Genomic DNA, 20794 nt, shown 5'->3' with positions numbered 1-20794 from the left:
CGTGCGGAGTGAGCACATGAAACGGACCTCTGAACTGGAACGGATGCTCGAGGGCTACGGTCTCACGACCGCCCGCATCCTCTATCACATGCCCGACCATCCGCACCTTCTGCAGACCTATGTCTGGCAGGATTACGATCTGGCGCCGCGCTTCCCGGTGCTGATGAAATTCGTTGAATTCTGGATCGACAAGCTCGACGGGCCGCTGCATTCGATCGCCTACACCCATAACAAGCTGATCGCGCCCAACGAGTGGAAGAGGGTAGACGGCGAGATCATGCTGCACTGACCGGCGCTCGCGGCAGTCTCCGGTCCGATTAGCCTGGTTCGCGCGACGCCTTTTCCACGATCGCCTCGATGAGCCAGTGTATGGCCGGCAGCACGGCCTCTCGCTTCATGTGGCAACTGTCGACGGCGGAGACGAACATCTCGGGTCCGACGACGAGCGCAGCCATCTCGACAATACGGGCGCGCTGATCGTCGGGGATGCCTGAACTCTCAAGCGCCTTTTCCAGCAGCCCCATGCGCCGCCCGCCGCGCCGGAAGGCCTCACGATCGCCCGACGAGAGTTTTCCGGCACTGTCGAGCAAGGTGGCGGCGAGGAAGCGGCGAAAATTGGCCTCGTCCTTGATCATCACGGAGATCAGCAGGTCGGGCACGCTTTTCAGGCGATCGGTTCCTGAACGGTCCTGCTGGTCGGCAAAATAGTCGGCCGGCGCCGGAACTTCGGCGTCGAAGCCGGCCTCCATCAGCATGGTCTGGATGTTCGGGTAATATCGGTAGGCCGTGGCGCGCGAGACCAGAGCCCGATCGGCGACCTCCTCCATTGTCGGTTCGGCGTGCTCCTTCATCAGTTCGCGTGCGGCCGCGAGCAGCGCCCGTCGCGTGCGGAGGCGCTGGTTGTGGCGGGTGAAATCGTTGCGGCGTGTTTTTGTCATTGACACTTCGTCGCTTTATAAGACAAAATCTCATTACAGGATGCAGTATCATCAATGGGTGGAGGCGACAATGAAAATTGCGACGATGAAGGAACAGTTTTCACCGGGTTACGTGCTCGGCCACCGCGTCACGCCATTGCCGACCATCGGCGATTTCGCCATGCTCGAAGTCGTCACCGACCCCGGGACCCCAGGTCCTCCGATGCACCATCACCCTGGCTTCTCCGAGTTCTTCTACATTTGTGACGGCACGCTCGACCTCGTGCTCGAGGACGGCAAGCGTCGGCTGGAAGCCGGCGAGGGCGCGACCATTGCTGCCGGAGTGTTGCACAGCTTCGACAACCCGGGCGATGCACCGGTACGCTTCGTGACCGGCTTCTCGCCGCGCGGTTTCGAGGCCTTCTTCGAAGGCGCGCGGGTACCGTGCGACGAGCCGGACGCAAGGGCGCGCTCGGTTTCACCGGAAAAGCTCGGCTGGGTGGGCGCGAACGCCGCCCCGCTGGGAATGGTCATCAAGGAGGGTTAGATGAACACGCTTTCCAAGGCCTGCTGGATCGGCGCCGCGATCTACGCATCGCTCGGCATGATCTTCGGCATCGTTATGTCGGCCACCGGCGATCACAGCCTGGCGCCGGCGCACGGACATCTCAACCTGCTCGGCTGGGCCTCGCTGGCGCTTTACGGGGCGTTCTATTCGATCTTTCCGGGTGCCGCCGACGGCTGGCTGGCCAGGGCGCAGGTGCTACTTGCCCATCTCGGCGTCATCGTGCTGACTCCGGGCATCGTCTTCGCCCTGCGCGGCGAGGGGGAAGGGCTGGCAAAGGCCGGCTCGGTGATAATCCTGCTATCGATGCTTCTGTTTCTGCTGGTCGCTCTCATGCAGTCGCGGCGCACGCCCGAGGCAGCCTGACGCTGTCCGACGCCCGCCCGCGCGCGATTGCGGCGGGGGTTTCCGGCCAGGTCAGCGTGCGCCGAAGATCGCCGAGCCGACCCTGACGCTGGTCGCGCCGAAGGCGATGGCGGTCTCGAAATCGGCCGACATGCCCATGGAGAGCCGATCGAGGCCCGCCTCGACGGCGATCTTCGCCAGCAGGGCGAAATGCGGGCCGGGGTTCTCGTTAAAGGGCGGAATGCACATCAGCCCCTCGACTTCGAGCCGGTGGACATCGCGGCAGCGTGTGACGAACGTCTTCGCCTCACGCGGATCTATCCCGGCCTTCTGAGGCTCGGCTCCGGTATTCACCTGGACGTAGAGCCGAGGGATGCGCCCCTGCTTCTTGATCTCCTTGGCGATCTCGGCGGCGATCTTGTCGCGGTCGACCGTCTCGATCACGTCGAAAAGCGCCACGGCGTCGCCGGTCTTGTTGGATTGCAAGGGGCCGATCAGGTGCAGTTCGATGTCGGCATGATCCGCCTTGAGTGCCGGCCATTTGGCTTGCGCCTCCTGGACGCGGTTTTCTCCGAAGACGCGCTGTCCGGCACCGATCACCGGGCGGATCGCTTCGGCGTCGAACGTCTTGGAGACGGCGACCAGCGTGACCGACCCGGCTGGCCGCCCCGCCTCCTGCTCGGCACGGGCGATTTCGGCCCTTACCTTCGCCAGGCGCTCGGTCGCATCCGTCATGGCAACACCCTTGCAGTTTGGCCGCGCCGGCATCGCCGGCGGAGTTGACGCTTCGCGAAAACCATGGTGAAGGTCCGCCCCGGCACATTCCAGCCCTCCTCTTAAGTGAAAAACCGGTCATGGCAACCGAGCGATACAATCCACGTGTCTCCGAACCCCGCTGGCAGAAGGCGTGGACCGAAGCCAGGCTTTTCGAGACCGCGAACGACGATCCACGGCCGAAATATTACGTGCTGGAGATGTTTCCCTACCCCTCTGGCCGCATCCATATGGGGCATGTGCGCAACTACACGATGGGCGATGTCGTGGCCCGCTACAAGCGCGCCACCGGCCACAACGTTTTACACCCGATGGGCTGGGATGCGTTCGGTTTGCCGGCCGAGAACGCCGCGCGCGACAACAAGGTCAATCCGCGCGACTGGACCTATGCCAACATCGACACGATGAAGGGCCAGTTGAAGACGATGGGCCTGTCGCTCGACTGGGCGCGCGAATTCGCGACCTGCGACCCGGCCTATTACAAGCACCAGCAGAAGATGTTCCTTGACTTCTGGAGGGCCGGGCTGGTGGAGCGCCGCTCGGCCAAGGTCAACTGGGACCCGGTCGACATGACGGTGCTCGCCAACGAGCAGGTGATCGACGGCCGCGGCTGGCGCTCCGGCGCTCCGGTCGAGCAGCGCGATCTGACGCAATGGTTCTTCAAGATCACGGCCATGAACCAGGAATTGCTGGACGGGCTCGAAGCGCTCGACCGCTGGCCCGAAAAGGTCCGCGTCATGCAGCAGAACTGGATCGGCCGTTCGGAGGGATTGTTGATCCGCTGGCCCCTGGCTGCCGGCACGGCGCCGGCCGGCGAAAACGAATTGGAGGTCTACACCACACGGCCGGATACGATCTTCGGCGCCTCCTTCATGGCCATCGCTGCCGATCATCCGTTGGCCAAGAAGGCGGCCGCGAACAACCCGGAACTCGCCGCCTTCATCGAGGAAATACGCCGCAGCGGTACCTCGGCCGCGGCGATCGAGACCGCCGAAAAGAAGGGCTTCGACACCGGCATCCGGGTCGTGCATCCTTTCGACGACAGCTGGACGCTGCCGGTCTATGTCGCGAATTTCGTGCTCATGGACTACGGCACCGGCGCCATCTTCGGCTGCCCTTCGGGCGATCAGCGCGACCTCGACTTCGCCAACAAATACGGCCTGCCGGTGGTGCCGGTGGTCATGCCGGAGAACGCTGACGCCGCGACCTTCCAGATCATCGACGAGGCCTATGTCGATGACGGCGTGATGATCAATTCGCGCTTCCTCGACGGCATGAAGCCGCAAGCCGCTTTCGACGATGTCGCCGACCGGCTGGAGAAGATCTCGATCGGCAACCGGCCGATGGCTGAGCGCAAGGTGCAGTTCCGGCTGCGGGACTGGCTGATCTCGCGTCAGCGTTATTGGGGCTGCCCGATCCCCGTCATCCACTGCGAGGCGTGCGGGGCGGTGCCGGTGCCCGATTCGCAACTGCCGATCGAACTGCCGACGGACGTCTCCTTCGACCGGCCCGGCAACCCGCTCGATCACCACCCGACCTGGAAGAACGTCGCCTGTCCGCAATGCGGTGGCGAGGCGCGCCGGGACACCGACACGATGGACACCTTCGTCGACTCGTCCTGGTATTTCGCGCGCTTCACCGACCCATGGAACGAGGACCAGCCGACAACCCTCGACTATGTCGACGGCAAGAACGGCTGGCTCCCTGTCGACCAGTATATCGGCGGCATCGAGCACGCGATCCTGCACTTGCTCTATTCGCGGTTCTTCTCGCGGGCGATGAAGGCGACCGGCCATGTCAATACGGTCGAGGAGCCTTTCGCCGGGCTCTTCACCCAGGGCATGGTGGTGCACGAAACTTACAAGGGGCCGCAGGGTTGGGTCACACCGGCCGAGGTCAAGGTCGAGGAGGCCGACGGCAAGCGCAGCGCGACGCTTCTGGCGACCGGCGAGCCGCTGACGATCGGCCCGATCGAGAAAATGTCGAAGTCGCGCAAGAACGTCGTCGATCCCGATGACATCATTGCCAGTTACGGCGCCGACACCGCCCGCTGGTTCATGCTTTCGGATTCGCCGCCGGACCGCGACGTGATCTGGACCGAGGCGGGGGTGGAAGGCGCGCACCGCTTTGTGCAGCGCCTGTGGCGGTTGACCTCGGGCGCGGCGCCGCAGCTTTCGAAGACCGCGCCGGCGACGGCGCGAGACGGCGAGGGCGCGGCGATCTCGAAGGCCGCGCACAAGGCGCTGAAAGCGGTCGGCGAGGACATCGAGAAGCTGTCCTTCAACAAGGCGGTGGCGCGCCTCTACGAGTTGACCAATGCGCTGCAGGAACCGCTCAACCAGGCGGCAGAGGGCACACTAGCTCCGGAGAAGGCGCCGGCCTTGCGCGAGGCGGTCGACATGCTTGTCGCCATGATCGCGCCGATGATGCCGCACCTGGCCGAGGAGTGCCGGGCGGCGCTGGGCGGAACCGGTATGGCCGCCGAGCAGGGCTGGCCCGGTTTCGATCCGGCTCTGGTGGTGGACGACCAGTTTACCTATCCGGTCCAGATCAACGGCAGGAAGCGTGGTGATTTGACAATTGCGCGCGACGCAGATCAAGCTGCCGTCGAAACGGCGGTGCTCGAGCTCGATATCGTCCGCAAGGCGCTCGACGGCAAGGCTCCGCGCAAGGTGATCGTCGTTCCGCAGAGGATCGTCAATGTCGTCGCTTGAGCGCCACACACATTCCCTCGGCGGGATCGCCCGAAACGTGATCCTCGCCATGGTGCTTGCCATGGCCTTTGCCGGGTCGGCCTGCACGGTGCGGCCGCTCTACGGCGACATCTCGTCGTCGGTCGATGGCGGTAGCACGGCCAGGCTGGCCTCGATCTCGGTCAAGCAGGTCTCCACGCGCTACGCGCAGGAGGTCCGCAACCACCTGATCTTCGGCTTGAATGGCGGCGCCGGCGAGCTTTCTTCGCCGCAATATGTGCTCGACCTCGGCGTGACCTCCTATGTGCGCTCCTCGGCATCAGTACAGGTGGTTCTGGAAAACGAGCCGACCGCCGGCGCGGTCGTCATGACCTCCGTCTACAAGCTGATCGATGCCGAGACGGGCGATGTCGTGGCGCGCGGCAAGCGCTCCGCCACGGCTTCATTCGACAAGCCGCGGCAGGAATTCGCGGCATTGCGCGCCGAGCGCGACGCGGAAAACAGGGCAGCGCGCGAACTGGCGGAGTTCATGAAGCTGGCCGTTCTGCAGGATCTGGAGAACCTTCCTTCAAGTTGAGCGTTGATTTCCTGTCGGCAGCGGACAGGTGGGCTTCGGGGGCGTCATTCTTGCGTCACAGAGATTGGCCACACAGGGCCGACCGGAGTGGATGACCATGGATATGCCGACGTCACCGTCCTCGATCGCCAGACTTTTCGGCGGGCGCTCGCTCTACGGCCTCGTTCCTACCAGTCAGGGCCACATCATCGACCAGTTGATCGAGGAGCGGACAGTCAACCTTTCCCGCCACCCTCTGTGGCCGATGTTCAAGCCACTGCTTTACCGGCTTTTTCACTATGGCGAAGCGGTACGTATGGCCGACCGTATCGCGCCGATGGCTGGCCGCGACGCGTTCGAACATATCAGCGAGCTCCTGTCGCTTGACCTTGAGGTGAGCGGCCTCGAGCATCTGCCGCGCGAAGGCTCGGTGATCGTTGCGCCGAATCACCCGACCGGGATCGCTGACGGCATTGCGATGTACGATGCGCTCAAGCGTTATCGTGAGGATATCGCCTTCTTTGCCAATCGTGATGCCTTGCGCGTGGCGCAGGGTTTTCGAGACGTCATCATCCCTGTCGAATGGCGCGCCGGCGAGAAGTCGCACGCCAAGAGCCGCGACACGCTGGAGATGACCGCACGCGCCTTCGCCGCGCAGCGCGCGATCGTGCTCTTTCCCGCCGGCCGGATCGCCTATTGGCACGCCGGCCGGTTGACCGAACGGCCCTGGCAGCCCTCGGCGGTGACACTGGCGCGGCGGTTTGAGACGCCGATCGTGCCGGTCCACATCACGGCTCGCAATTCAGGGCTGTTCTATTTCCTGGCCAAGCACTCGACGGAGTTGCGTGACATGACGCTGTTCCACGAACTCCTCAACAAGAAGCGGTTCCACTTCTCGATCACCTTCGGCAAGCCGGTCGCACCGGCTGACCTCGACGGCGATGCGGCCGATGTTACCGCGCGGTTGCAGGATCACACGGTTTTTGCGCTGGCCGCCGACCCGCGGGCCGAATTCACGGCCCGCGTACCGGCCTGAACCGCGTCAGCCGATCTTCTGCCCGGTCTTTGCCCAGTCGGCGAGGAAGGCATCAAGCCCCTTGTCGGTCAGCGGGTGCTTGACCAGAGCACGCAGCGTCGCTGGCGGCACGGTGGCCACGTCGGCGCCGATCAGTGCGGCCTGCTTCACGTGGTTCACGGTGCGGATCGAGGCCGCGAGGATTTCGGTCTTGAAATCGTAATTGTCGTAGATCGTGCGGATCTCCGAGATCAGTTCCATGCCGTCGATGCCCATGTCGTCGATGCGGCCGATGAAGGGCGAGATGAAGGTTGCGCCCGCCTTGGCGGCCAGCAGCGCCTGGTTGGCGGCGAAGCACAGCGTCACATTGACCTTGCGGCCGTCCGAGGTGAGCGCCTTGCAGGCCTTCAGCCCGTCGAAGGTCAGTGGCACCTTGATGCAGATATTGTCGGCGATCTTCGAAAGAACCGCTGCCTCTTTCATCATGGCGTCGTATTCGGTGGCGGTCACTTCGGCGGAAACGGGACCGTCGACGATGTCGCAGATTTCCTTGGTCACCTCGATGATGTCGCGGCCCGCCTTCATGATCAGCGACGGGTTGGTGGTGACGCCGTCGAGCAGGCCGAGCGCGTTGAGCTCGCTGATCTCCTTGACGTCGGCGGTGTCGACAAAGAACTTCATTTCCGGTCTCCTCGGGCCTATTTCCTAGGGCGGCGGCTGGTCCCGCGCGTGTCGGACTTTGCTCTAGACCAAAGTCGAGGCAAGGTCACGACCGATGAAGCAAGATTCGCCGGTCCGGCGTGTCGTACCGGTGCTGGTGCCGGTGCCGACGGAAACGCCCTATTCCTACGCCGTGCCGGATGGCGAAAGCGTTCGCCCCGGCGCCATCGTGCGCGTGCCGCTTGGACCGCGCGAGGTGGCCGGCATCGTCGGCAGGGGGACCGGCGGCGATGTCGATCCGGCGAAGCTGCGATCGATCTCGGCCATCTTCGATTGCCCGCCTCTCGGCGACGACGCGTTGCGCTTCATCGAATGGATCGCCGCCTACACGCTGACGCCGCCCGGCCTGGTGGCGCGCATGTTCCTGCGCGCGCCGGCTGCACTCGATCCTGAACCGCTGATCGAGGGAATAGTCCGTACCGAGCTGCGGCCCGACCGCATGACGGCGGCCCGCCATCGCGTGCTCGAACTCGCCGAGCCCGGCGCGGCCTGGACGCGCCCGGGGCTGGCGCGTGCAGCGGGTGTTTCGTCCACGGTCATCGACGGGCTGAAGGCACAAGGGGTCTTCGAGGACGTGCTTCTGCCACCGCGTCCGGTGGTCGCCGAGCCCGATACCGGCTTTGCCGTTCCCGAACTCACCCCCGACCAGAGCGCGGCCGCGCGCACCATGCGGGAGCGCGTCGAGGCCGGCGGCTTTTCAGTGACGCTGATCGACGGTGTCACCGGCTCCGGCAAGACGGAAGCCTATTTCGAGGCGGTGGCGGCAGCGCTCGACAAGGGGCGGCAGGTGCTCATCCTCTTACCCGAGATCGCGCTCACCCACGCCTTCCTGGAGCGTTTCCAGGACCGGTTCGGAACCAAGCCGGCCGAATGGCACTCCGACGTCGCCCCGCGCATGCGCGAGCGTGTCTGGCGGCAGGTCGCCGAAAGGAGCGTCAAGGTGGTGGCCGGCGCCCGCTCGGCGCTGTTCCTGCCATTTGCCGATCTCGGCCTGATCGTCGTCGACGAGGAACACGATCCCTCCTACAAGCAGGAGGAACGCGTCTGCTACAATGCGCGCGACATGGCCGTGGTGCGCGGCCATATCGGCGGCTTCCCGGTGATTCTTGCTTCGGCGACCCCATCGCTTGAAAGCCGCGTCAACGCTCTTCAGGACCGCTATGGACGCGTGCTGCTGCCGGCGCGTTTCGCCGATGCCTCGCTGCCGGAACTCGCGACCATCGACATGCGCAAGGCGCCGCCGGTGCGTGGGGGGTTCCTGTCGCCGCTCCTGATCGAGGCGGTGGCAAAGACACTCGATCGTGGCGAGCAGGCGCTGCTCTTTCTCAACCGTCGCGGCTACGCGCCTTTGACCTTGTGCCGCGTCTGCGGCCACCGCTTCCAATGCCCGGACTGTTCGAGCTGGCTGGTCGAGCATCGGTTTCGCGGCCAGATTGTCTGCCATCAGTGCGGCCATGCCGAGCCGCGTCCCGAGGCCTGCCCCTCATGCGGCGCGCTCGACCATCTGGTCGCCTGCGGTCCAGGCGTGGAGCGCATCGCCGAGGAGGTGGTCGCGCATTTTCCCGACGCGCGTTCGATCGTGCTTTCCTCCGACCTGCTTGGCGGCGTGCGGCGGCTTAGGCTCGAGCTCGAAGCGATTGCCAAGGGCGAGGCCGACATCGTCATCGGCACGCAACTGGTCGCCAAGGGGCACAACTTTCCCAACATGACGCTCGTCGGCGTCGTCGATGCCGATCTGGGGCTCGCCAATGGCGATCCGCGCGCCGCCGAGCGCACCTTCCAGCTCCTGTCGCAGGTCACCGGCCGGGCCGGGCGGACCGGCAAGAAAAGCCGCGGCCTGCTGCAGACCTACCAGCCAGAGCACCCGGTGATGCGGGCGATCGTTTCCGGCGACGCGGAAGCCTTCTACGAGCGCGAAACCGCCGAGCGCGAACGCGCCGGCCTGCCGCCCTTCGGCCGGCTGGCCGGGATCATCGTCAGCGCAGTGTCACGCGGCGAGGCCGAAGGCCACGCCAGGGCGCTCCGCCGTGCAGCACCCGCCAATGCCGACATCCAGGTGTTGGGGCCCGCCGAGGCGCCACTGGCTTTGATCGGGGGGCGTTACCGGTTCCGGCTGCTTGTCCATGGTGGCAAGCGCGCCGATCTGCAGTCTTTTGCGCGCGCCATGCTTGCGGCCGCCCCCAGGCCGCGCGGCTCGGTGCGGGTGCAGGTCGACATCGATCCGCAGAGCTTTCTTTGAGTTCGAACGAGGAAGAGCCCATGCAACGGCTCGAGGTCGTGCCGCGACTGTTCCCGCTGGTCGAAAACGGCGACAAGCGCTCGACCATACGCTGGCGCGAGCCGCCGATCGTCCCTGGTTACATGTGCTACGTCTGCGCCGGCGATCCGGACCGAACGGTGGTCGTCTGGGTGACGCGCATCACCTCCATGCCGCTCCGCAACGCGGCCGCTTTCGTGGGACGGCAGGACGAATGGCCCGATCAGGTCATGCTCGCCGGCATGCGCGAACACTACCCCGGCATCGAACTCGATGACGAGGTGCAGGTGATCGAGCATCTGACACCGGCGGAGACACGGGCGCGGCCGGGCTTTCCGGCGGCGGATGACCGCTGAGGCCTGCGGAAATCGGTCCGGACGTCGCCGCTGCCGCGGGTGCGGCTTGAATTGCTCCCAGCTTCTGTCACGCTTGCCGATGTTTCGGGAGGGGATTTCATGACGCGTTTCCTTGCAACGTCGGCGGCCGCGTTGCTGACGACAATGTCCGCCATGGCGCAGCCCAGCGTGATCACCGACATTCACTGGCCCTATATCGACAGCTATTGCACCTTCTGGCGCCTGGGCCATCGCTTCGATTTCAACGATCCGGAAAGCTGGCGCTTTGTGTTCTTCACACAGAAGGACGGCTTGCACGAGCCTTATGCCGAAACCGGGTTCGCCGCGATCGGTCACCAGTTGCGCCAACTCGAGCTCGTCTCGCGCGAGGAAACGCCAGCGGGCGAGACACGGCACTACCGCAGCCTCGGCGAGGCGCCGCACGACGTTGTCGTCACCATGAAGGCGGGCGAGGAAGGGTACGAGTCAACCGGCTACGCCGGCTCCATCGCCGTCAGCGGACCTTACGGGGAGGAGACGGTGGCGTTCGAGGGCGATTGCGGCGCCTAAGAGCAATTCCAGGAAAAGTGGAAACCGGTTTTCCGTCCGGAATTGCGCAGAAACGAGCGGTCAGAGCCGTTCGACGATTCCGTGAAACGATGAACCGCTCTATGTGAGAGAACGCGATCGCACGCCGGGCCGATTCGCTTAGTCATCGGGTACCAGATCGGGATTGTAGACAGCCTCCCAGAGATGGCCGTCGGGGTCGGCGAAATAGCCGGCATAGCCGCCCCAGAAGGTTTCTTGTGCCGGCTTCACGATCCTGGCGCCGGCGGCCTCGGCCTGTTTCATGACCGCGTCGACCTCCGCTGCGCTGGCGGTATTGTGGCCCAGGGTGAATTCGGTCGGGCTCGCAGAGGAGATATCGATGCCCGCGTCATGCGCAATGCTCTTGCGCGGGAAGAGGGCGAGCCTGAGGCTCGGGCCGAGGTCGATGAACACCACCTCGCCATGCTCGAACTCGGCGCCAACGATGCCGTCAGTCTTCAATCCCATGCCGTCGCGATAGAAGCGCAGCGACTTCTCCAGATCGTCGACGCCGATGGTGATCACGTTCAGCCTCGGTTTCATGGATCGTCGTCCTCCGTTTGTGTTTTCAGTTGTCGCGACTGTTTGCCGGAACATAGGCAACGCGACAGCTTGCGACGCAGCGGCTATCCTCTCGCACGATTCGATGTGGAGGGGATGCCGTGGATTTCGCTTTTCCGATGCCGGTCAGCCAGGGTGAGTGGCTCGCCTGGAGTTCGGCGATCGTCACCGTCCTGATCGGGCTGGTGTTGCTGTTCGCGCCGCGCCTGTCGCTGCGGATCTTGCGTCTGGAGACGACCGCGGCACATCCCGAAGCCCTTTCGGAGCCACGCGCGACGATGTCCGGCTTCTATCTCGGCGTCGGCATCTGCGCGATCCTGCTGGCACAGCCGCTCATCTACATGACGCTCGGCGTTTCCTGGCTGCTGACCGCGTTCGGGCGGCTGATCTCGATCCTGTCCGACAAGGGCAATACGCTCTACAACTGGTTCAGCCTGATCGTCGAACTGGTGCTGGCCGGCCTGCCGCTGGCCTTCGTTTTCGGATTCGTGCCCTAGCCGGCGAGGCGCTGTCGCAAAGTGCGCACGGATGCGACAAAAGTGCCGGGAAGGCTGACGTTGCGGGTTGTTGCGAGTCCCGGAAGCGTGTGCTAGACGGCAAGCGACTTTCGGCCGGGGGATGCGGCGTGACCGCCTTCGTGGTTGGAATTAATCAATAAGGTCAAAGATTTAGCCGGCATCGTCCGCTTGCGCAGAAATCTTGCGGCCTTCCCAGGAAGAGAAGACCGTTCGTGGCACAGTCTACTTCACCCGTTTCCGATGTCGCCGAGCGCTATGCCGGATCGCTTTTCGACCTGGCGCTCGAGGCCAAGTCGGTCGAGCAGGTGGAGAACGACCTTACCGGTTTCGAGGCGATGCTCGCCGACAGCGACGATCTGCAGCGGCTGATCACCAGCCCGGTCTTTTCGGCGGACGACCAGTTCAAGGCGATGTCGGCCATCGTCGCCAAGGCCGGGCTGACGGGCCTCGTCGCCAATTTTCTGCGCGTCGTTGCCCGGAACCGCCGGCTCTTCGCCATCCCCGGCATCATCAAGGCCTTCCGCCGCATCGCTGCCGAGCAGCGCGGCGAGATCGCCGCCGAGGTAACGTCCGCGCACGACCTGACGGCCGCGCAGCGCAAGGAACTCGAAGCGACGCTCAAGGGTGTGGCCGGCAAGGATGTCGCCATCAACCTGACCGTCGATCCCTCCTTGCTCGGCGGTCTCATCGTCAGGATTGGTTCGCGCCAGATCGACACGTCGCTCAAGACAAAACTCAATTCGCTCAAGCTTGCACTGAAAGAGGTCGGCTGATGGATATCCGGGCCGCGGAAATCTCCGCAATTCTGAAGGACCAGATCAAGAATTTCGGCAAGGAAGCCGAAGTCTCAGAGGTTGGTCAGGTTCTCTCCGTCGGTGACGGCATTGCGCGCGTCTACGGCCTCGACAATGTCCAGGCTGGCGAGATGGTCGAGTTCCCCGGTGGCATCCGCGGCATGGCGCTGAACCTCGAAAGCGACAATGTCGGCGTCGTCATCTTCGGCAACGACCGCGACATCAAGGAAGGTGACACCGTCAAGCGGACCGGCGCCATCGTCGACGTGCCGGTCGGTCCCGGCCTGCTCGGCCGCGTCGTCGATGCACTCGGCAACCCGATCGACGGCAAGGGCCCGATCGAGGCTGCCGAACGCCGCCGCGTCGACGTCAAGGCGCCCGGCATCATTCCGCGCAAGTCGGTTCATGAGCCGATGTCGACCGGCCTCAAGGCGATCGACGCGCTGATCCCGATCGGCCGCGGCCAGCGTGAGCTGATCATCGGCGACCGCCAGACCGGCAAGACCGCGATCGTGCTCGACACCTTCCTCAACCAGAAGCCGCTCAATGACGGCGACGACGAAAGCCTCAAGCTCTATTGCGTCTACGTCGCTGTCGGCCAGAAGCGCTCGACCGTGGCGCAGTTCGTCAAGGTGCTCGAGGAGCGCGGTGCGCTCGAATATTCCGTGGTGATCGCGGCGACCGCCTCCGACCCGGCGCCGATGCAGTTCCTGGCGCCGTTCGCCGGCTGCGCCATGGGCGAATATTTCCGCGACAACGGCAAGCATGCCGTGATCGCCTATGACGATCTTTCCAAGCAGGCCGTCGCCTACCGCCAGATGTCGCTGCTCCTGCGCCGTCCGCCCGGCCGCGAAGCCTATCCGGGCGACGTCTTCTACCTGCATTCGCGCCTGCTCGAGCGCGCCGCCAAGATGAACGACGACAACGGTTCGGGTTCGCTCACCGCGCTGCCGGTCATCGAAACCCAGGCGAACGACGTTTCGGCCTACATCCCGACCAACGTGATCTCGATCACCGACGGCCAGATCTTCCTCGAGACCAACCTGTTCTTCCAGGGCATCCGCCCGGCCGTGAACGTCGGCCTGTCGGTGTCGCGTGTCGGATCGTCGGCGCAGGTCAAGGCGATGAAGCAGGTCGCCGGCTCGATCAAGGGCGAGCTTGCCCAGTATCGCGAAATGGCCGCCTTCGCACAGTTTGGCTCCGACCTCGACGCGGCGACGCAGCGCCTGCTCAATCGTGGTGCGCGCCTGACCGAGCTTCTGAAGCAGCCGCAGTTCTCGCCGCTCAAGACCGAGGAGCAGGTCGCGGTGATCTTCGCCGGCGTCAACGGCTATCTCGACAAGCTCGCCCTGGCGAATGTCGGCCGCTTCGAACAGGGGCTGCTCACGCATCTTCGCACCGAAGGCAAGAGCGTGCTGGAGGCGATCCGCAAGGAGAAGGCGCTGTCGGACGACCTGCGCGACAAGCTGAAAGCCGAGATCGACGCCTTCGCCAAGAACTTCGCCTGAGGCTGACGGAACAACGTCATGGCGTCACTCAAGGACCTCCGCAACCGCATCGCCTCGGTGAAGGCGACGCAGAAGATCACCAAGGCGATGCAGATGGTCGCCGCGGCGAAGCTGCGTCGCGCCCAGGAAGCTGCGGAAGCCGCGCGGCCCTATTCGGAGCGCATGGCCACCGTTCTCGCCAATATCTCCAATGCGGTGTCGGGCACCGATGCGCCGCCCCTGATGACCGGGACCGGCAAGGACGAGACGCATCTGCTCGTGGTTTGCACGGCCGAGCGCGGCCTGTGCGGCTCCTTCAACTCGCAGATATCGCGCCTGGCGCGCGAGCATGTGCGCAAGCTCCTCAACGAGGGCAAGACGGTCAAGATCATCTGCGTCGGCAAGAAGGGTTTCGATATCCTGCGCCGCGACTACGCGAAGCTGATCATCGACCGGGTTGACCTTCGCGAAGCCAAGAAGATCGGCTTCGAACACGCCGACGCGGTCGCCAGGAAGGTGATCGGCATGTTCGAGGCGGGCGAGTTCGACATCTGCACGCTGTTTTATTCGCAGTTCAAGTCGGTCATCAGCCAGATCCCGACCGCGCAGCAGATCATCCCGGCCAAGCCGGCGGCGGCAGCCGACGACAAGGCCGATGGTGGCGCCGTCTACGAATACGAGCCGGAGGCGGCCGAGCTTCTCGACGACCTCATCCCGCGCAACATCGCCGTTCAGATATTCTCGGCGCTGCTTGAGAACGCGGCCGGCGAGATGGGCGCCAAGATGAGCGCCATGGACAACGCGACGCGGAATGCCGGTGACATGATCAACAAGCTGACGATCACCTACAACCGTCAGCGCCAGGCGCAGATCACCAAGGAACTGATCGAGATCATTTCGGGCGCGGAAGCGCTCTAGGCCTCCGGAAAGCGGACAGCGCACCGGCGGCAGGAACACAAGGACGAAGAGGCACACGACGATGGCGAAAGCAGCGACCCCCAAGAAGACGACGGCCGCATCCGCCTCCAAGGCGGCGGCCAAGCCCGCCGCGGCGAAGAAGCCGGCGGCCAAGCCCGCCGCGGCCAGCAAGACGTCCGCGCCGCGCAAGGCGAGCGGTGCGACCGGTCAGGTGCGTCAGGTGATCGGCGCCGTCGTCGACGTTTCGTTCGAAGGCGATCTGCCGCCCATCCTCAACGCGCTCGAGGCCGACAATCAGGGCATGCGCCTGGTGCTCGAGGTCGCCCAGCATCTCGGCGAGAACACCGTGCGCTGCATCGCCATGGACACCACCGAGGGCCTGGTGCGCGGCCAGGAAGTGCGCGACACCGGCAACCCGATCGCGGTTCCGGTCGGCGACGCCACGCTCGGCCGCATCATGAACGTGGTCGGCGAGGCCATCGACGAGGCTGGCCCGGTCAAGGGCGAAGGCACCCGCGCCATCCACCAGCCGGCACCCGAATATGTCGACCAGTCGACGGAGGCCGAAATCCTGGTGACCGGCATCAAGGTCGTCGACCTTCTGGCGCCCTACGCCAAGGGCGGCAAGATCGGCCTGTTCGGCGGCGCCGGCGTCGGCAAGACCGTTCTGATCCAGGAACTCATCAACAACGTCGCCAAGGCGCATGGCGGCTATTCGGTGTTCGCCGGCGTCGGCGAGCGCACGCGCGAGGGCAACGACCTCTATCACGAGATGATCGAGTCCGGCGTGAACAAGGACCCGCACAAGAACAACGGTTCGACCGAAGGCTCCAAATGCGCCCTGGTGTTCGGCCAGATGAACGAGCCGCCCGGCGCCCGCGCCCGTGTCGGCCTGACCGGCCTCACCGTCGCCGAACATTTCCGCGACCAGGGCCAGGACGTGCTGTTCTTCGTCGACAACATCTTCCGCTTCACCCAGGCGGGCTCGGAAGTGTCGGCGCTGCTCGGCCGCATTCCTTCGGCCGTCGGCTATCAGCCGACGCTCGCCACCGACATGGGTGCCCTTCAGGAGCGCATCACCACCACCCAGAAGGGCTCGATCACGTCGGTTCAGGCGATCTACGTTCCGGCCGACGACCTGACCGACCCTGCGCCGGCGACGTCGTTCGCCCACCTCGACGCCACCACGGTGCTGTCGCGCGCGATTTCGGAAAAGGGTATCTACCCGGCCGTCGATCCGCTCGATTCGACCTCGCGCATGCTCGACCCGCGCATCGTCGGCGACGAGCATTACGAAGTCGCACGCCGGGTGCAGGAGATCCTCCAGCGCTACAAGTCGCTGCAGGACATCATCGCCATCCTGGGCATGGACGAGCTTTCGGAAGAGGACAAGCTGACGGTGGCCCGCGCCCGCAAGATCGAGCGCTTCCTGTCGCAGCCGTTCTTCGTGGCCGAAGTGTTCACCGGCAAGTCGGGCAAGTTCGTCGACCTCGCCGACACCATCAAGAGCTTCAAGGGTCTGTGCGACGGCGAATACGACCACCTGCCGGAAGCTGCCTTCTACATGGTCGGCTCGATCGAGGAAGCCGTCGAGCAGGGCAAGAAGCTGGCCGCCGAGGCCGCCTGACCCGTTGGTGCTTTGGGCGGAAGTCGCTAAACATTTCGCCTGGGATGGCGGGCTGCGCGACATTATTGTGCCGGGCAGCTCGGTTGTGGACTGGGACAGGTTCCTTCAGGCCATGGCCAACGGATCTTGGACGTATTGCTGCTACCGCAACGGCGAACTTGGTATCTTACCTGGGAGCACAGCGGAGGTTGACCACGACATCGCCCATGCGATGATTGTTGATGTCCTGGACAAGGGACTGAAATGTCATTTCTGGACCGATGGCGAGATCGAATTGGACTTCGTACCGACAGACATATCTGGCCAACCTGCTCTGGATCAGCTGAAGGAGTTCTGTTTCTGGTTGGCCGCAACGGTGGGGAAGCCGGTTCGAGTAACCGAAGAAAATGACCCGGACGCGCCCATTTTGGAGTTTCGGCCGGACAAGAGCGCAGAGTATCTGGGAAAAGAGCTTTAGCCATGGCTGAATCCTTCAAGTTCGAACTCGTCTCGCCCGAGCGGCTCCTTGTTTCCGAGGAGGTCGAATCGGTCATCGTGCCCGGTGCCGAGGGCGAGATGACGGTGATGGCGAAACACGCCCCGGTGATGACCACGGTCAAGCCGGGCGTGGTCACGGTGAAGACGGCGTCCGGCAAATCCGACCGCTATGTCGTTTTCGGCGGGTTTGCCGACATCCTGCCGGAATCCTGCACGCTGCTCGCCGAATCGGCGACCCGAGTCGACGAAATCGACCGCGAGGAACTCGCCCGCCGCATCCAGGACGCGCGCGAGGACGTCGCCGACGCCAAGGATGAGGCCGCGAAGACCAAGGCCGAAGCCTATCTGGGGCAACTCACCACGCTCGAAGGCGCGATCCTGCCGGCGTGAAGGAACGGTACGTTTCGGGAATGCGGAAGCCGGGCGCACAGCCCGGCTTTTTTGTTGACGGAACGATAGGCAGCCGAAGACCGTTGTCCGGTTGCAATCGGGACAAGGTTGGAACTCATGAAAATCGTCATCGGCGCGATACTTTTTGCCTCCGGAATGTCCGTGGCCCATGCCCAGGGTCCCACGGCGGCGGCAAACATGATCGATCCGGCCGAAGCCGAGGCCGGCACGGTCAGCTTCGAGACGACGCGTTCAGGAACGCTGCGCATCATTGTCGAGATGATCGGACTTCCGCCCGGTCCGCACGGGCTTCACCTTCACGAGACCGGACAATGCACCGTCGGGGACGGCTTCAAATCGGCGGGCGGGCACATCGCGGGCGACCGCGCGCATGGCATCAATGCCGAGCATGGCCCTCATCCCGGTGATCTGCCCAATGTCTATGTCGCTGAAAACGGCGTGCTCAAGGTCGAGTTCTTCACCGACCGTGTCTCGCTGGAAGACGGTGCGCATCCTTTGCTGGACGGCGACGGGACTGCCGTGATCGTGCACTCCGACCCCGACGACTACGCGAGCCAGCCTTCCGGCGACGCCGGCGACCGCATCGCCTGTGGGGTCGTCAGGCGGTAAGCCGGAGCCGGTTTCGACGCTCTAAAAAAAAGCTGTTGATCTTCCAGTGACTGGAAGGTCTATCTGTGTTTGGCCTGAAGAATTTTCTCTCCCGACGGAGCACGACCACAGATGGCCCACGACACCCACAGCCACCAACATACAGGGGCGGCGTGCTGCGCCGATCACACCGGGCCGGAAGCCGGAAAGGTGGTCCGCGACCCCGTTTGCGGCATGACCGTCGATCCCTCGGCCGGCAAGCCGAGCGTCGAGCATGACGGCCATGTTTTCCATTTCTGCAGCACCGGTTGCCAAGCGAAGTTCAAAAAGTCGCCCGAAGCCTTCGTCGAGGCAACCGACCCGGTCTGCGGCATGAAGGTCGACCGCGCGAGCGCGGAGCATTTTTGTCGCCATGCCGGCGAGGGTTTCTATTTCTGCTCCGCACGCTGCAAGCAGAAGTTCGAGGCCGATCCGGAAAGCTATCTCGGCGACCGGCCGGCGCCCGAGCCAATGCCTGCCGGTACGCAATACACCTGTCCGATGCATCCGGAGATCGTGCGTGACGCGCCCGGCTCCTGTCCCAAATGCGGCATGGCGCTGGAACCGATGGGCGTGCCCACCGGCGAGGAGGGACCGAACCCGGAACTGGTCGACTTCACGCGCAGGCTGTGGGTCAGCGCCGGACTGGCGCTGCCGCTGCTCGTCATCGCCATGGGACCGATGGTCGGCTTGCCGGTCCGCGACTGGCTTGGCGAGCGGGTTGCCGTCTGGGCCGAACTGGCGCTGGCGACGCCTGTGGTCCTGTGGGCGGCGATACCGTTCTTCGAGCGCGGCTGGCAGTCGATCGAGAACCGCAGCCCCAACATGTGGACGCTGATCGCGATCGGGGTCGGCACCGCCTATCTCCACAGTGTCGTCGCCACCCTTTTCCCCGGCATCTTTCCGCACCAGTTCCGCGGCCATGGCGGCGCGGTGCCGGTCTATTTCGAGGCCTCCGCGGTCATCGTCGCGCTGGTCTTCGTCGGCCAGGTGCTGGAACTCAAGGCGCGCGAACGCACGGGCTCGGCAATCCGCGCCCTGCTCGACCTGTCGCCGAAGACGGCGCGACGCATCGCAGACGATGGTACGGAAAGCGACGTGCCGCTCGACGAAGTGGTCGCAGGCGACCGGCTACGCGTACGGCCGGGCGACGGCGTGCCGGTCGACGGCACCGTGGCCGAGGGCCGCTCCTCGGTCGATGAATCGATGATCACCGGCGAGCCGGTACCGGTGGAGAAGGTGGAGGGCGACACGGTTACCGGCGGAACGCTCAACAAGAACGGCACCCTCGTGATCACTGCCGACAAGGTCGGCGCCGAAACCATGCTGTCGCGGATCGTCGAGATGGTCGCCAAGGCGCAGCGTTCGCGCGCGCCGATCCAGGGGCTGGCCGATCGCGTGTCGTTCTATTTCGTCCCCACGGTCGTGCTGGTCGCGATCGCGGCCTTTGTCGTCTGGGCCCTCTTTGGCCCTTCGCCCTCAATGATCTTCGCCATCGTCTCGGCGGTCTCGGTGCTGATCATCGCCTGCCCATGCGCCCTGGGGCTGGCAACGCCGATGTCGATCATGACGGCGACGGGCAGGGGCGCGCAGGCCGGCGTGCTGATCAGGGATGCGGAAGCGCTCGAGCGCTTCGCCAGCGTAGACACGCTGATCGTCGACAAGACCGGGACCCTGACCGAAGGCCGGCCGAAGCTCACCGACGTGGCCACTGCCGAAGGTTTTTCCGAGGACGATGTCCTCGTGCGTGCAGGAAGCCTGGAAAAAGGGTCGGAACATCCGTTGGCCGAAGCGATCGTGGCCGGCGCCACGGAGCGCAACATCGACCTGAAACAGGCAACCGATTTCGACGCGGTGACGGGCAAGGGCGTGCGCGGCAAGGTCGACGGTCGCGAGGTCGCGCTCGGCAACCGGGCGATGATGGACGACCTCGGGATCGACGTCGGTGCGCTGGCCGAAAAGGCCGATGCGCTCGCTGGCGAAGGCAAGACGGCGATGTTCGTTGCTATCAATGGTCGAGCGGCCGGCCTCCTCGCCGTCGCCGATCCGATCAAGGCGACCACGGCGGACGCCATTCGCGACCTGCATGAAAGCGGCCTCAGGATCATCATGGCGACCGGCGACAACGAACGCACGGCGCAAGCTGTAGCCGGGAAACTCGGCATCGATGACGTTCGGGCCGGAATGCTGCCCGAGGACAAGCAGCGGCTGGTCGAGGAACTGCGCGCCGGCGGCGCCAGAGTCGCGGTCGCCGGCGACGGCGTCAATGATGCGCCGGCGCTGGCCGCCGCCGATGTCGGCATTGCAATGGGCACGGGCGCCGACGTGGCGATGGAGAGTGCAGGCATCACGCTGGTCAAGGGCGATCTGACCGGCATCGTGCGCGCCCGTACCCTGGCGCAAGCCACCATCCGAAACATCCGCCAGAACCTTTTCTTCGCCTTCGCCTACAACGCGCTTGGCGTGCCGGTGGCGGCGGGCGTGCTCTACCCGGTCTTCGGCACGCTGTTGTCGCCGATGATCGCGGCCGCCGCCATGAGCCTCTCTTCGGTGTCCGTCATCGGCAACGCGCTGCGGCTAAGGACGCTCTCGTTGAAATGAACAGCACA

The 20794-nt window shown here is 64.7% G+C and carries 22 protein-coding genes; 18 read left to right on the top strand and 4 right to left on the bottom strand.

The genetic code is table 11. The annotated features are described in order from the left end of the window. The first annotated feature begins 16 nt into the window (after positions 1-16). A complete protein-coding gene (locus FQ775_RS17050) occupies positions 17-289 on the top strand; it encodes an usg protein (RefSeq protein ID WP_146298581.1) in 273 nt (90 codons plus the stop codon). 28 nt (positions 290-317) lie between these two features. Here FQ775_RS17050 and FQ775_RS17045 read toward each other — a convergent pair whose 3' ends face one another. Continuing rightward, a complete protein-coding gene (locus tag FQ775_RS17045; protein WP_146298580.1) occupies positions 318-938 on the bottom strand; it encodes a TetR/AcrR family transcriptional regulator in 621 nt (206 codons plus the stop codon). A 70-nt stretch (positions 939-1008) separates the two neighbouring features. Between FQ775_RS17045 and FQ775_RS17040 the strand changes: the two genes are divergently transcribed. After that, on the top strand, positions 1009-1464 hold the full coding sequence (locus tag FQ775_RS17040) for a cupin domain-containing protein (RefSeq protein ID WP_167813021.1): 456 nt from the start codon (positions 1009-1011) through the stop codon (positions 1462-1464). Then, positions 1465-1848, top strand: coding sequence for a hypothetical protein (locus tag FQ775_RS17035; protein ID WP_146298578.1), 384 nt, complete (start codon positions 1465-1467; stop codon positions 1846-1848). It begins immediately after the preceding gene. 51 nt (positions 1849-1899) lie between these two features. Here the strand turns inward: FQ775_RS17035 and FQ775_RS17030 are convergent, their stop codons facing one another. Continuing rightward, positions 1900-2562, bottom strand: coding sequence for a YggS family pyridoxal phosphate-dependent enzyme (locus tag FQ775_RS17030; protein ID WP_146298577.1), 663 nt, complete (start codon positions 2560-2562; stop codon positions 1900-1902). A gap of 119 nt (positions 2563-2681) precedes the next feature. Between FQ775_RS17030 and leuS the strand changes: the two genes are divergently transcribed. The 3 genes from leuS to FQ775_RS17015 all read left to right on the top strand — a co-directional run bounded on the left by leuS (position 2682) and on the right by FQ775_RS17015 (position 6886). Next, positions 2682-5315 (top strand): leucine--tRNA ligase, encoded by a 2634-nt coding sequence (gene leuS, locus FQ775_RS17025; protein ID WP_146301853.1) that lies wholly within the window; start codon positions 2682-2684, stop codon positions 5313-5315. Beyond that, on the top strand, positions 5302-5871 hold the full coding sequence (gene lptE, locus FQ775_RS17020; protein WP_146298576.1) for an LPS assembly lipoprotein LptE: 570 nt from the start codon (positions 5302-5304) through the stop codon (positions 5869-5871). The genes leuS and lptE overlap by 14 nt, the downstream gene beginning before the upstream one ends. A 97-nt stretch (positions 5872-5968) precedes the next feature. Next, on the top strand, positions 5969-6886 hold the full coding sequence (locus tag FQ775_RS17015; RefSeq protein WP_146298575.1) for a 1-acyl-sn-glycerol-3-phosphate acyltransferase: 918 nt from the start codon (positions 5969-5971) through the stop codon (positions 6884-6886). A 6-nt stretch (positions 6887-6892) separates the two neighbouring features. Here FQ775_RS17015 and fsa read toward each other — a convergent pair whose 3' ends face one another. Continuing rightward, the gene (gene fsa / locus FQ775_RS17010) at positions 6893-7546 is read right to left on the bottom strand and encodes a fructose-6-phosphate aldolase (protein ID WP_146298574.1); all 654 of its coding nucleotides are present in this window, start codon (positions 7544-7546) and stop codon (positions 6893-6895) included. A 94-nt stretch (positions 7547-7640) separates the two neighbouring features. Between fsa and FQ775_RS17005 the strand changes: the two genes are divergently transcribed. The 3 genes from FQ775_RS17005 (at position 7641) to FQ775_RS16995 (ending at position 10747) form a co-directional block, all read left to right on the top strand. Next, a complete protein-coding gene (locus FQ775_RS17005; protein WP_146298573.1) occupies positions 7641-9824 on the top strand; it encodes a primosomal protein N' in 2184 nt (727 codons plus the stop codon). A gap of 20 nt (positions 9825-9844) precedes the next feature. Next, complete coding sequence (locus tag FQ775_RS17000; protein ID WP_146298572.1) at positions 9845-10198, top strand: ASCH domain-containing protein; 354 nt, start codon at positions 9845-9847, stop codon at positions 10196-10198. Positions 10199-10297: 99 nt separating this feature from the next. Next, positions 10298-10747 carry a hypothetical protein gene (locus FQ775_RS16995; protein ID WP_146298571.1) on the top strand — a complete coding sequence of 150 codons (450 nt, stop codon included), beginning with the start codon at positions 10298-10300 and terminating at the stop codon, positions 10745-10747. A gap of 138 nt (positions 10748-10885) precedes the next feature. Here the strand turns inward: FQ775_RS16995 and FQ775_RS16990 are convergent, their stop codons facing one another. Then, positions 10886-11308 (bottom strand): VOC family protein, encoded by a 423-nt coding sequence (locus tag FQ775_RS16990; protein WP_146298570.1) that lies wholly within the window; start codon positions 11306-11308, stop codon positions 10886-10888. A gap of 119 nt (positions 11309-11427) precedes the next feature. Here FQ775_RS16990 and FQ775_RS16985 point away from each other — a divergent pair, with 119 nt between their 5' ends. From FQ775_RS16985 to FQ775_RS16945, 9 genes are all read left to right on the top strand, one after another. Then, positions 11428-11823, top strand: coding sequence for an AGROH133_08824 family phage infection protein (locus tag FQ775_RS16985; RefSeq protein ID WP_146298569.1), 396 nt, complete (start codon positions 11428-11430; stop codon positions 11821-11823). Between the two features lie 233 nt (positions 11824-12056). After that, positions 12057-12617 carry a F0F1 ATP synthase subunit delta gene (locus tag FQ775_RS16980; RefSeq protein ID WP_146298568.1) on the top strand — a complete coding sequence of 187 codons (561 nt, stop codon included), beginning with the start codon at positions 12057-12059 and terminating at the stop codon, positions 12615-12617. Beyond that, positions 12617-14146, top strand: coding sequence for a F0F1 ATP synthase subunit alpha (gene atpA / locus FQ775_RS16975; RefSeq protein WP_146298567.1), 1530 nt, complete (start codon positions 12617-12619; stop codon positions 14144-14146). The genes FQ775_RS16980 and atpA overlap by 1 nt, the downstream gene beginning before the upstream one ends. Before the next feature lie 18 nt (positions 14147-14164). Further along, a complete protein-coding gene (locus FQ775_RS16970) occupies positions 14165-15043 on the top strand; it encodes a F0F1 ATP synthase subunit gamma (RefSeq protein WP_146298566.1) in 879 nt (292 codons plus the stop codon). A gap of 61 nt (positions 15044-15104) precedes the next feature. Further along, positions 15105-16670, top strand: a complete 1566-nt coding sequence (atpD, locus tag FQ775_RS16965) for a F0F1 ATP synthase subunit beta (RefSeq protein WP_146298565.1) — start codon at positions 15105-15107, stop codon at positions 16668-16670. A gap of 7 nt (positions 16671-16677) precedes the next feature. Further along, positions 16678-17127, top strand: coding sequence for a hypothetical protein (locus tag FQ775_RS16960; protein ID WP_146298564.1), 450 nt, complete (start codon positions 16678-16680; stop codon positions 17125-17127). Positions 17128-17129: 2 nt separating this feature from the next. Further along, a complete protein-coding gene (locus FQ775_RS16955) occupies positions 17130-17537 on the top strand; it encodes a F0F1 ATP synthase subunit epsilon (protein ID WP_146298563.1) in 408 nt (135 codons plus the stop codon). Between the two features lie 117 nt (positions 17538-17654). After that, the gene (locus FQ775_RS16950) at positions 17655-18167 is read left to right on the top strand and encodes a superoxide dismutase family protein (protein ID WP_206064773.1); all 513 of its coding nucleotides are present in this window, start codon (positions 17655-17657) and stop codon (positions 18165-18167) included. A gap of 111 nt (positions 18168-18278) precedes the next feature. Further along, positions 18279-20786: a heavy metal translocating P-type ATPase gene (locus FQ775_RS16945; RefSeq protein ID WP_146298562.1), complete on the top strand. Its 2508-nt coding sequence runs from the start codon at positions 18279-18281 to the stop codon at positions 20784-20786. Positions 20787-20794: the final 8 nt, after the last annotated feature.

It is taken from the genome of Nitratireductor mangrovi (assembly GCF_007922615.2).
Classification (GTDB): domain Bacteria; phylum Pseudomonadota; class Alphaproteobacteria; order Rhizobiales; family Rhizobiaceae; genus Mangrovimarina; species Mangrovimarina mangrovi.
Note: the sequence above shows the minus strand (reverse complement) of the source record. Positions and strands in the feature narration are given on the sequence as shown.

Bases quoted from the DNA above. Each gene is read 5' to 3' on its own strand.
- FQ775_RS17050 (WP_146298581.1), top strand. From the start codon at position 17: ATGAAACGGACCTCTGAACTGGAACGGATGCTCGAGGGCTACGGTCTC.
- FQ775_RS17045 (WP_146298580.1), bottom strand. From the start codon at position 938: ATGACAAAAACACGCCGCAACGATTTCACCCGCCACAACCAGCGCCTC.
- FQ775_RS17040 (WP_167813021.1), top strand. From the start codon at position 1,009: ATGAAAATTGCGACGATGAAGGAACAGTTTTCACCGGGTTACGTGCTC.
- FQ775_RS17035 (WP_146298578.1), top strand. From the start codon at position 1,465: ATGAACACGCTTTCCAAGGCCTGCTGGATCGGCGCCGCGATCTACGCA.
- FQ775_RS17030 (WP_146298577.1), bottom strand. From the start codon at position 2,562: ATGACGGATGCGACCGAGCGCCTGGCGAAGGTAAGGGCCGAAATCGCC.
- leuS (WP_146301853.1), top strand. From the start codon at position 2,682: ATGGCAACCGAGCGATACAATCCACGTGTCTCCGAACCCCGCTGGCAG.
- lptE (WP_146298576.1), top strand. From the start codon at position 5,302: ATGTCGTCGCTTGAGCGCCACACACATTCCCTCGGCGGGATCGCCCGA.
- FQ775_RS17015 (WP_146298575.1), top strand. From the start codon at position 5,969: ATGGATATGCCGACGTCACCGTCCTCGATCGCCAGACTTTTCGGCGGG.
- fsa (WP_146298574.1), bottom strand. From the start codon at position 7,546: ATGAAGTTCTTTGTCGACACCGCCGACGTCAAGGAGATCAGCGAGCTC.
- FQ775_RS17005 (WP_146298573.1), top strand. From the start codon at position 7,641: ATGAAGCAAGATTCGCCGGTCCGGCGTGTCGTACCGGTGCTGGTGCCG.
- FQ775_RS17000 (WP_146298572.1), top strand. From the start codon at position 9,845: ATGCAACGGCTCGAGGTCGTGCCGCGACTGTTCCCGCTGGTCGAAAAC.
- FQ775_RS16995 (WP_146298571.1), top strand. From the start codon at position 10,298: ATGACGCGTTTCCTTGCAACGTCGGCGGCCGCGTTGCTGACGACAATG.
- FQ775_RS16990 (WP_146298570.1), bottom strand. From the start codon at position 11,308: ATGAAACCGAGGCTGAACGTGATCACCATCGGCGTCGACGATCTGGAG.
- atpA (WP_146298567.1), top strand. From the start codon at position 12,617: ATGGATATCCGGGCCGCGGAAATCTCCGCAATTCTGAAGGACCAGATC.
- FQ775_RS16970 (WP_146298566.1), top strand. From the start codon at position 14,165: ATGGCGTCACTCAAGGACCTCCGCAACCGCATCGCCTCGGTGAAGGCG.
- atpD (WP_146298565.1), top strand. From the start codon at position 15,105: ATGGCGAAAGCAGCGACCCCCAAGAAGACGACGGCCGCATCCGCCTCC.
- FQ775_RS16955 (WP_146298563.1), top strand. From the start codon at position 17,130: ATGGCTGAATCCTTCAAGTTCGAACTCGTCTCGCCCGAGCGGCTCCTT.
- FQ775_RS16950 (WP_206064773.1), top strand. From the start codon at position 17,655: ATGAAAATCGTCATCGGCGCGATACTTTTTGCCTCCGGAATGTCCGTG.
- FQ775_RS16945 (WP_146298562.1), top strand. From the start codon at position 18,279: ATGGCCCACGACACCCACAGCCACCAACATACAGGGGCGGCGTGCTGC.